This window comes from Nocardioides sediminis (genome assembly GCF_003047295.1).
GTDB classification, from domain to species: domain Bacteria; phylum Actinomycetota; class Actinomycetes; order Propionibacteriales; family Nocardioidaceae; genus Nocardioides; species Nocardioides sediminis.
The window spans coordinates 338,725-348,921 of the sequence record NZ_PZYZ01000004.1 but is presented as its reverse complement, the minus strand read 5'-3'; the positions used below and the strand labels follow the sequence as shown (position 1 = coordinate 348,921).

Here is a 10,197-nt window from a genome sequence, read left to right as displayed (position 1 = left end):
GACCCCTCGACCGCGTTCGCGATCAGCCGGCTCACCGACGCCGGCTACCTCAACCAGTCCCCCATCGGCATCTTCCGCCAGGTCGAGCGACCGACCTACGACGACCAGGCCCGCGCCCAGATAACCCACGCCAGCGACGAGGCCGGAAGTGGCGACGCCGCCGACCACGCCATCCGGCTGGCGGGTCTGATCGGCGGCGGTGACACCTGGACGATCCTCTGAGCCTCTCAGGGGATCGTCTGGCGCGCCGTCAGAAGTCGGCGAACCTCGGAGCGTGCCTCTCCAGCGTGCTGGCATGCCTTCCGGCGAGCCAACCGAAGACCAAGGCAGGCCCGACCGTGCCGCCCGGGCCGTAGTAGCCCTGGCCCGTGGGCGAAGCCACACAGTTGCCGGCTCCGTAGAGACCCGGGATCGGGGACCCGTCGCTCGCGTGGATTCGGCCATGTCGATCGGCGACAGGGCCGCCCTTGGTGTCCAGTGCGCCGCCGGCGAGGATGATGCAGTGATAGGGGCCCTGGTCGGCGAACGGGTACATCGTAGGGTTCGCCTGACCCGGCTCGCGGGGCTCGGAGGCCCACGCAACCTCGATCGGCGTCTCACCGCGACGGTGGTCCTCGTCGACGCCCACCCGTGCCTGGTCGTCGAACCGCGCCACCTGAGCGATGAGCCCGTCCTCGAAGTCGTCAGCGAGGGTGAAGCCCGCGATCTCGGGCGCGAGCTCGCGCAATCGCGTGCGGATCGCGGTCCCGAGCTCGGGAAGCGTCGAGGCCGTGAGGACATCGTGCTCGCTGTCGGCTGACAGCGGCAGGGGGTAGCGATGGCGGGATGGGCGGGAGTCGCGGGCTGTGGCCTCGTCGAACACGAGGAACAGCAGCAGGTTCGAGTACTCGCGGCGGTCAGGATTCCAGTGGAAGTGCACCTGGCCCCGCTCGTTGTACGGCATCTTTTCGTTCATGACACGGCGGCCGTGTCGGTTGACGATCATCATCGAGTCGCCGAACAGGTAGACCGCGTCGCGCAGCGTGGACCTGGTGCGCAGGGCCGCCTCCAGAACCACTTGGTCCCACCATGCGAAGGTCATGTTGCCCATCTGGGCCCCGACCTCGAGGCCGATGTTCACGAAGTCGCCGGTGGCCTCCTCGGCCGCCGCACCACCGAACACCGGACCACGCAGGAACGTCGATGCCATGTCCGGGTTGTGCAAGAAGCCCCCGGACCCGAACACGACCGCCTGACGAGCGCCGATGAGCTGGGTCGTGGTGCGCACCCGAGCCTCGACGCCGACGACCCGGCCGTCATCGTCACGGACCAGGTGGACGACGCGCGCCTGCGTACGCACCGTCACCCCGAAGCTCTCTGCGACCCGTCGCATCGCTTCGATGAGTCGCTGGCCACCGGTGGAGTGCTCACCAAAGCGGTAGTCAGGCGGAAGCCACATCCTGATTGACCGGCCGACCGGCGCGTCGTCCTCCACGAAGTCCGCGTGGTAGTCCGGGAACCCCGGCATAGCATCGGGGTCGTAGGGGATCGCATCGAGATCAGCGAGCTCTTGGAACGCCTCCGAACCGTGGTCGTAGAACGCGGCGAGAAGATCGAACTTCCTCTCCGGGAGACCCAGCGTCGGGTGATCCGCGTAGTAGTCGGCCGGGTAGGCGACCTTTGCCATGAACCGCAGTGCCGCCTCTCGCTCGTCGGCGAGACCGTGCGCGCGCATCAGCGGGTTGTTGGGGATCCACATCGTGGCGCTCGACTTGGCGGTGGTGCCGCCCAGGCTGTGCGACCGCTCGAGGACCACGACGTCCGAACCACGCTTGGCGGCAGCGATGGCGGCCGACAGCGCCGCAACGCCGGAACCGACGACGACCACGTCGCTGACGTGGTCCCAACCCTCTCCCCAGGCAGCATCATGGGCAGGGCCGTTCGGGACGCTCATCACTTCGGTCACAAGTCCTCCGTCTGGGTTCGATGCCATCGGGCTTCTGGCACGGGTCGTGCGCCCGTCGGATGTTTCGCTGTTCCATGCGTGGTCGTCATAATCCGAGGTTCTGCCCCGCCTGTCCCTCCCCAACCACTGCGGGCCGCGACGCCTTGTTCCCCGCTGCGCGCCGTACCAGCACGAGGGTGATCAGGGCAGCACCTACCCATATGGACGCGGCTGCTCCAAAGGCGGCGCGCACCCCGACACTCGTGATCGTCCCGGCGGACGAGACCGTCTCCAGGATCGCCGTGGCCAGTGCACTGCCGGTCGCGAAGCCGAGGTATCGCAGCACGAGGTTGAAAGCGATCGAGCTGCTCGTCTCCTCCTGAGGCACAGCGCGAACGATGATCCCGGGCATCGCCGAGAAGGTGCATCCGCCGCCCAACCCGACGATCGCCATCGAGATCGCGACCTGCCACACGCGGTCGTGGAACGCGCCGATGCTCACCGCCCCGGCAACCAGCATCACGCAACCCACTGCCAGCACACCGTCGGGCGGCATTCGCTCGGCGAGCCACAGGACGAGCTGGCTGCCGAGGATGCTCGCCATGGCATAGGAGGTGAACATCGCCCCCGCGACCGCGACCGAGGCGCCGAGGCCGTACTCGGTGTCGGTCGGCGCCTGGACCACGATCATCATCGTCGTGACGAGGACGTACATGCCCGTTCCGACGGTGAAGGCCGACAGGTGGGCGCCGAGAGGTCCCTCGGAGCGAGCCAGCCGCAGGTCCACAAGTGGGTTCGGCACTCGGAACGAGCGCCGCACCCAGAGCGTCAGTGCGATCGCTCCCACCGATGCGCAGCAGCACGTCGTCCACGACCCCCAGCCCCAGGAGCTACCCATCGACAGCGCCAGCAGGACCAGCGCCGTGCCGACAGCCAGGACGAAGGCCCCCCACCAGTCGACCAACTCGTGGTCCGCGTGGGCCATCCCGGCCCCACGGTGATCGCGCGGCAGCACCACCGCCACCAGGATCGCCGTCACGAGGGCCAGCGCGAGGCCCACGTAGAAGCACGCGGAGAGCCCGCCGAAGCGTCCGACGAGGCCGGTGAGCAGGTAGCCCATGCCGCCTCCGGCGACTGTGACCGCAGCGAGGCCGGCGATCACCCGCGGGGCCCGGTCCTCGGACACAAGGGCACGCACAGCAGAGAAGGCGAGGGGATTGAGCGCCAGGCCGATGCCCTGCAGTGAACGACCAGCCAGCAGCGGTCCGAAGCCGAGAGGTAGGGCCGCGACCAGGCAGCCGGTGCACACCAACGCCAGCCCCGCGAGCAGGACGCTGCGCCGGCGCCGGTCTGCTCCCCATCGTCCGAGCAGTGGCGAGGCGATCGCGCCGACGACCAGCGCGGCGGTCAACGAGAGCTGTGCAGTGCCGATCGACACTCCTCGGTCCTCCGCGATCTGGGGCACGAGGGGGGCGCCGAGGCTGCTCACCATCGCGGTGACCATGGTGACGAGCACCAGGGTTGGCACCACCCCACGTGCCTCTTGCCGCGGCTCGCGCGACTCCACCGTGGCGCAACGCTCGGTCACAGCGCGGTCACTCGCGGTTCTTCACCTTCCAGCGAAGCAGCCGTCGCTCCAAGAGGCTGACCACCCCCGCCAACCCCAGCGCGAGGATCATCAGGACCAGGATGCCGCCGAAGACCCCAGCCGTGTTGAACTGGCTCGACGCCCGGATGATCAGGTAGCCCATGCCACGGTTCGAGGCGATCATCTCGCCGGTGACGGCGCCCACCAGCGCGTAGGGGACCGAGATGTGCAGCCCCGCGATGATCCACGTCATCGCTGATGGGATCGTGACCTTGCGCAAGACGTCCCAACGGCTCGCCTGCATCACCTTCAGCACGTCGACGAGCTCCTGGTCCACGTCCTTCACGCCGCTGTGGGTGTTGTAGTAGACGAGGAAGAAGATCACGGTGATGACGAGTGCCAGCTTCGAGCCGATGCCCAGGCCGAACCACAGCAGGAACAACGGGATGAGTGCGAGTCGCGGGATGGCGTAGAGCGCGGCCATGATCGGCGACATCACTCGGCCGAGGAACTCGACGGTGCCGAACAGGAAGCCGGTGATCATGCCGAGCAGCGCACCGACGGCGAACCCGAGCAGCGTGACCTGCAGGGTGACGAGAATGCTCGAGACGAGCAGGTCCTGCTCCCACCACGCGACGATGGCTTCCACCATGGCCGTCGGTTCGCTGACGTAGAACTCGTCCACGAGCACGAACCGGTCCCCCGGCCGACCGGAGAACACCTGCCAGGCCAGGAGCAGTCCGATGATGACGACTGTCCGAGTCATCTGGACCTTGTAGCGGCGCCAGCCCAGACCGCCCATCGCGGCGATCGCCCGGTCGATCTCAGGCGTGGAGTGCTCGATCTTCGACGCCGGCGACGGCGGACTCTGAGAAGCGGCACGTGACTCTGACGTCGTGGTGGGCTCGGTCATCGGCTGGGCTCCGGGCGGCGGGGTCACATCTCCCCCTCGATGAGTCGCCAGAGTCGTTCCCACACAGCGGTGAACTCCGGCGTACGACGGATCTCGTGCAGGTCGCGCGGACGCTCGAACTCCACGTCCTCGGTGTGGATGATGCGGCCAGGCTTGGTACCGAACACGACCACCTGGTCGGCGAGGAGGATGGCCTCCTCCAGGTCGTGGGTGACGAAGATGACCGTGCGCTGGTCCCGCTCCCACAGGTGGAGCAGGTCAGCCTGCATCGTGGCGCGCATCATGGCGTCGAGGGCACCGAACGGCTCGTCCATCAGCAGGGTCTCGGGTTCGTACACCAACGTGCGCGCCAGGCCCGCGCGTTTGCGCATGCCGCCCGACAGCTGGGACGGGAAGCGGTCCTCGAACCCGGTCAGTCCCACCCGTGCGATCGCGTCCCGCGCTCGGTCCTCGCGCTCCTTCTTGGGCACGCCGCGGATCTCGAGCGCAAGGAGCACGTTGCCTCGCAAGGTGCGCCAGGGAAGCAGGTTGTCGGCCTGGGTGATGTAACCGACCTCGGTGTTGACGGTGGTGCCAACTTTCGTGCCGTTGTAGAGCACCTGCCCAGTGGTGGGCGCAAACAGGCCAGCAGTCATGTTGAGCAGCGTGCTCTTGCCGCATCCACTCGGCCCGACAACGCTGACGAAGCGCCCCCGGGGTATCTCGAGGTCGATGTCACGAACCGCCACGAAGTGCGAGCTCTTCGCCGGGTCCATGAAGACCTTGCTCACTCCTTGGAAGGAGACTGCTCCTCCGGTGCGGACGACCGAGTCGGGAGGCGTGACCACAGGGGCGCTCATCGCTCACTCCTCGGCGATCTTGGAGATCAGCTCGGTGTTGTAGACGTCCTCGAAGCTCAGGTCGATCTCCTCGTCCGAGGTCGCGTTGACCGTCTGGAGCAGGATCTCGAAGCCCTCCTCGGTCGGCACCAGGCCGCGCTGCGACGACGGCAGTGAGTACTCGAAGCTCAGGTCGAACACGGCCTGGTCGAGGTCGGGCAGCCAACGATCCTTGATGACCTGCGCAGCGGCGTCCGGGTCCTCGCTCAGTGCCTCGGAGGCGGCATTGAGGGCGCGGAGGAACTTCTCCACGTCCTCACCTCGCTGGTCGATGAAGGCCTGTGATGTCACGACGTCGACGAAGTGCATCGGCTCGAACTCAGGGATCTCACCGCTGCCGAGCGAGGCCCAGATCTCCGCATAACCCTCCTGGACCCCCTGGACGGACGTGGGTGGCGAGAAGGCGATCGCGTCCACAGCGCCTTCACGCATCGCAGTGAGCAGCGCTGTGACGTCGGCGATCGGTCGGATCGTCACATCCTTCTCCGGCGTGACCCCGTTCCGCGACAAGAGGTCACGGACGAGGATGTCCGTCACCGTTCCAGCGGCGGGCAGGCCGAGCGTGAGGCCCTTGAGCGCCTGGATTCGCTCCTCCAGCGGAGCGTCGGCTGTGACACCGGTCTTTTCGATCGCGTCCTTGCGGACCGCGAGCTGCGTCGTGGGCCCCTTGGTGATCGTGGCGATGGAGACGACGTCTCGGCCAGCCGCGACGGCAGGAAGCACGCCCGTGGATCCGGGGAACGCGATGTCCGCGGACGACGTGACCGACTGAGCGACCTGGGCTGCGTTGGGGTTGGCAGTCAGGTACTCGATCTCGAGGCCCTCCTCCTCGAGGTAGTCATCGGCGAACAGCATGAGCTGGCTGAGCATGCCGAAGGACTCTGAGGCCACTTGGACCACCACGGTGCCGTCATCGCTGCTGGCTCCGGCCCTGCCGTCAGTGGCGCACGCGGAGAACGCGAACGCGCTCGCCACGACAAGACTGAGGAGGGCTCGCATTCGAGTGGCACTTGTGATCCGACGCATGTGGTCGCCTTTCGGTGATGGTAGGGACCATCAATATCATGTGTATGAATTGCCCACAACCACGTTTCACCGAATGATGGCGCCTGCCCCGGCCCGGTGGGGTGCGGACTGCCGGGGACTGACCGCCCTCCCGTAGCGCCCGCAACCCCGAGAGCTCAGGGCGATGCGCCGCCAATTGGGCTGACGCGATCGCACCGACAGCCGAGAGCGTCAGAATCAGCCGGTTCGCTCGTCGCCGAGGGGCATCACGGATGCACCAGCGACGAGAGCGCGGCCGTGCTGGACTCCAGCAGGCTCGTGATCGAGCACGTCGGATCGTCGAGCCACGTGTCGTAGGCCGACATCGCCAGCGCGAGGCCGACATGGCCGAGCAGGCGCGGCTCCAGGGCCTCCGGTTCCACACCGAGACGAGCTCCGGCGTGCTCGGCGATCACCCGACGCCACTCGGCATACCGGAGTGCGGAGTGCGCCTGCAGCGCCGGAGTCTCGAGGATCAGTCGCATGCGATCCACGTGGGGCGGCGACACGTCCTCGGGAAACCTGTTGAACTCGACGATCGCTCGGCCGATGCCCTCGTAGAGGCCCAGGCCGGACGGAGTGTTCGCGAGGATCTCGCGGAACCCCTCGAGGGTCCGGTCGAACTGTCCCCACGGGATGTCGTTCTTGGACCGGTAGTAGCGGAAGAGCGTGCGGCGCCCCACGCCCACCTCGCGGGCGATCGCGTCCAGCGTCGTGGCCTCGAACCCCCGCTCGGCGAAGAGCCGGAACGCGGCCTGCTCAATGGCGGCGTGGCTGGTGACCTCGGGACGACCGGCCGACGCTCTCTTCACCACGGGGGGAAATGTAGGCCCTTCCATTATGGCCACGAGTGCACTTATGGTGAGTGCCACGTCACACCCCCATCGAGAGGACCCGTCATGAACCCCGAGAACACGCACTCCAGCGAGCAGGTCGCCGAGTCGCTCACCGCCGAGGCCCTCATCGAGGAGGTCTCCATCGACGGCATGTGCGGCGTGTACTGATGCTCGACGAGGCCTGGACCCTGTCACCGTCGGTGGCACTGCGACCGGAGCCCTTCGGCGCGCTCGCCTACCACTTCGGCAACCGCAAGCTCACGTTCCTCAAGCGTCCCGAGCTGGTGGTCGCGGTCCGGGCCCTCGGCGAGCATCCCGACGTCCGCTCGGCACTCGTCGCCGCGGGCATCCCAGCCACGCAGCACGCGGCGTACGCCGAGGCGCTGGCGGGTCTCGCCCGCACCGACATGATCCGCCCCCGCGGAGAAGGAGTGGCCGCATGACCATCGCGCCCGCCCGTCCCACGGCCGACCGGCCGAAGACCGGCACCCTCGTCGAGCAGTTCGAGCTCGGGCTCGACGCGCCCATCTGCCTCACCTGGGAGCTCACCTACGCGTGCAATCTCGAGTGCGCCCACTGCCTGTCCAGCAGCGGCCGGCGCGATCCACGTGAGTTGACCACGGAGCAGTGCGAGGCGGTCATCGACGAGCTCCAGCGGATGCAGGTCTTCTACGTCAACATCGGCGGGGGCGAGCCGACGATCCGGCCCGACTTCTGGCACCTGCTGCAGTACGCCGTGGACCACCAGGTCGGGGTGAAGTTCTCCACCAACGGAGTGCGGCTCACCCCCGAGCGCGCCGCCTTCCTCGCCTCCCCGGCCTGCAACGGCTACGTCGACGTGCAGATCTCCCTCGACGGCGCGACGGCCGAGGTCAACGACTACGTCCGTGGACCCCGCTCGTACGACACGGCACTGACGGCCCTGCAGAACCTCCAGGACGCCGGCTTCACCGACGCCAAGATCAGCGTCGTGTGCACCCGGCAGAACATCAGCCAGCTCGACGACTTCAAGGCCCTGGCGGACCGGTTCGGCGCGACCCTGAGGCTCACCCGGCTGCGGCCCAGCGGCCGTGGCGCCGACGTGTGGGACGAGCTGCACCCCCTTCCCGAGCAGCAGCGCGAGCTCTACGACTGGCTCATGGCCCACGGTGAGGGCGTCCTGACCGGGGACTCGTTCTTCCACCTCGCCGCCTTCGGCGAGGCCCTGCCCGGCCTCAACCTCTGCGGCGCCGGCCGGGTGGTCTGCCTGATCGACCCGGTCGGCGACGTCTACGCCTGCCCGTTCGCGATCCATGACAACTTCCTGGCCGGCAACCTGCTCGCCGACGGCGGCTTCCAGCGCGTCTGGCAGGACTCCGACCTCTTCGCCGACCTGCGCTCCCCGCAGACAGGGGGCGCGTGCGCGAAGTGCAGCTTCTACGACACCTGCCGCGGCGGGTGCATGGCCGCGAAGTTCTTCACCGGGCTGCCCCTCGACGGCCCCGACCCCGAGTGCGTCCAGGGCTACGGCGAGGCCGCGTTGGCCGGCGAGCGGACCGTCCCTGCCGCCAGCCAGGACCACTCGAAGGCCGCCCCCACCCGCAACCAGCCGGTGATGCTCACCATCGGCCAACGCCCCGACGTCCTCGCCCCGCCCTCGGCGCCGCCGGTCTCGGCCTGCGCCGAGAACCCGCTGGCGGGCTTCACCCCCTGACGCCCGGCCGCCGACCGTCGCACGCGGGCGGCGGCCGGGTACCCAACGATCGAGAGACCCCACATGAAGCTCGAGAACCCCTGGAAGCAGAACCCCTGGTTCGAGTCCGTCGCCGTCGCGCAGCAGCGCGCGCGCAAACGCCTTCCCGCCCCCGTGTACGGCGCGCTGGTCGCCGGCTCCGAGCGCGGCCAGACCGTGGCCGACAACCAGGCGGCGTTCGCCGAGCTCGGCGTCGCGCCCCACGTGGCCGGGCTGCGGGCCGACCGCGTGATGGGCACCTCGGTGATGGGCCAGGAGATCTCGCTGCCCGTCCTGATCAGCCCCACCGGCGTCCAGGCCGTCCACCCCGATGGCGAGGTCGCCGTGGCGCGCGCCGCAGCCTCGCGCGGCACCGTGATGGGCCTGTCGAACTTCGCGTCCAAGTCCGTCGAGGAGGTCATCGCCACCGGGGCCCGCACCTTCTTCCAGATGTACTGGACGGGGGATCGCGACGTCGTCGTCCAGCGCATGCAGCGCGCGCACGTCGCCGGGGCCCTCGGCCTGATCGCCACCCTCGACTGGTCCTTCTCGATGGGCCGGGACTGGGGCAGCCCCGAGATCCCCGAGAAGGTCGACCTCAAGACGATGGTTCGCATGGCCCCCAAGGTCGCCACCAAGCCCCGGTGGCTCTGGGAGTTCGGCCGCACCGGCCAGATCCCCGACCTGACGGCACCCAACCTGGCCCCGCCCGGCGGCGAGGCACCGACCTTCTTCTCGGCCTACTACGAGTGGATGACGACGCCGCCGCCCTCGTGGGACGACGTCGCGTGGATGAGCGACCAGTGGGCGCAGATCAGCGGGGGCAAGCCGTTCATGCTCAAGGGGGTCTGCCGCATCGACGACGCCCTGCGCGCCCGCGACGCCGGCGCCCAGGCCATCTCGGTCTCCAACCACGGGGGCAACAACCTCGACGGGACCCCGGCCGCGATCAGGATGGTCAAGCCGATCGCCGACGCCGTCGGCGGTGACCTCGACGTGGTCATGGACGGCGGCATCCGTCGCGGCTCCGACGTCGTCAAGGCCGTCGCCCTCGGCGCTCGCGCCGTGATGATCGGTCGGGCCTACCTCTGGGGCCTCGCCGCCAACGGCGAGCAGGGCGTGGGCAACGTGCTGGACGTGCTGCGCTCCGGCATCGACTCCGCGCTGCTCGGACTGGGCGTGGCGTCGCTCGAGGAGCTGACGCCGGAGCACCTGCTCGTGCCGGAGGGGTTCCACCGCGCCCTCGGCGTCCCGCCCGCCCACGTGGCCAGCGTCCCGGTCGCCGCGACCACCGCGGGCTGAC

The 10,197-nt window shown here is 68.7% G+C and carries 10 protein-coding genes and 1 pseudogene; 5 read left to right on the top strand and 6 right to left on the bottom strand.

Annotation, left to right across the window (positions count from 1 at the left end):
* Positions 1–222 (top strand): annotated as a pseudogene (locus tag DAI17_RS12360) (2-oxoacid:ferredoxin oxidoreductase subunit beta); the annotation flags it as partial.
* 28 nt (positions 223–250) lie between these two features.
* Here the strand turns inward: DAI17_RS12360 and DAI17_RS12355 are convergent.
* The 6 genes from DAI17_RS12355 to mftR all read right to left on the bottom strand — a co-directional run bounded on the left by DAI17_RS12355 (position 251) and on the right by mftR (position 7,162).
* On the bottom strand, positions 251–1,945 hold the full coding sequence (locus DAI17_RS12355) for an FAD-dependent oxidoreductase (RefSeq protein ID WP_159081509.1): 1,695 nt from the start codon (positions 1,943–1,945) through the stop codon (positions 251–253).
* 85 nt (positions 1,946–2,030) lie between these two features.
* Positions 2,031–3,491, bottom strand: a complete 1,461-nt coding sequence (locus DAI17_RS12350) for an MFS transporter (RefSeq protein ID WP_159081508.1) — start codon at positions 3,489–3,491, stop codon at positions 2,031–2,033.
* A 28-nt stretch (positions 3,492–3,519) separates the two neighbouring features.
* A complete protein-coding gene (locus DAI17_RS12345; RefSeq protein WP_159081507.1) occupies positions 3,520–4,278 on the bottom strand; it encodes an ABC transporter permease in 759 nt (252 codons plus the stop codon).
* A 170-nt stretch (positions 4,279–4,448) separates the two neighbouring features.
* Positions 4,449–5,264 carry an ABC transporter ATP-binding protein gene (locus DAI17_RS12340; RefSeq protein WP_199905090.1) on the bottom strand — a complete coding sequence of 272 codons (816 nt, stop codon included), beginning with the start codon at positions 5,262–5,264 and terminating at the stop codon, positions 4,449–4,451.
* A 3-nt stretch (positions 5,265–5,267) separates the two neighbouring features.
* A complete protein-coding gene (locus DAI17_RS12335; protein ID WP_159081506.1) occupies positions 5,268–6,173 on the bottom strand; it encodes an ABC transporter substrate-binding protein in 906 nt (301 codons plus the stop codon).
* Positions 6,174–6,574: 401 nt separating this feature from the next.
* Positions 6,575–7,162 (bottom strand): mycofactocin system transcriptional regulator, encoded by a 588-nt coding sequence (gene mftR, locus DAI17_RS12330; protein WP_199905089.1) that lies wholly within the window; start codon positions 7,160–7,162, stop codon positions 6,575–6,577.
* A gap of 84 nt (positions 7,163–7,246) precedes the next feature.
* Between mftR and mftA the strand changes: the two genes are divergently transcribed.
* The 4 genes from mftA to mftD all read left to right on the top strand — a co-directional run bounded on the left by mftA (position 7,247) and on the right by mftD (position 10,196).
* Positions 7,247–7,351, top strand: a complete 105-nt coding sequence (gene mftA / locus DAI17_RS12325) for a mycofactocin precursor MftA (RefSeq protein ID WP_107773280.1) — start codon at positions 7,247–7,249, stop codon at positions 7,349–7,351.
* Positions 7,336–7,626: a mycofactocin biosynthesis chaperone MftB gene (gene mftB, locus DAI17_RS12320; RefSeq protein WP_234412474.1), complete on the top strand. Its 291-nt coding sequence runs from the start codon at positions 7,336–7,338 to the stop codon at positions 7,624–7,626. The genes mftA and mftB overlap by 16 nt, the downstream gene beginning before the upstream one ends.
* Positions 7,623–8,876, top strand: coding sequence for a mycofactocin radical SAM maturase (gene mftC, locus DAI17_RS12315; RefSeq protein WP_107773276.1), 1,254 nt, complete (start codon positions 7,623–7,625; stop codon positions 8,874–8,876). Before mftB ends, mftC begins: the two co-directional genes overlap by 4 nt.
* Positions 8,877–8,939: 63 nt before the next feature.
* Positions 8,940–10,196 (top strand): pre-mycofactocin synthase MftD, encoded by a 1,257-nt coding sequence (gene mftD, locus DAI17_RS12310; RefSeq protein ID WP_107773274.1) that lies wholly within the window; start codon positions 8,940–8,942, stop codon positions 10,194–10,196.
* The last annotated feature ends 1 nt before the right edge of the window (position 10,197 follow it).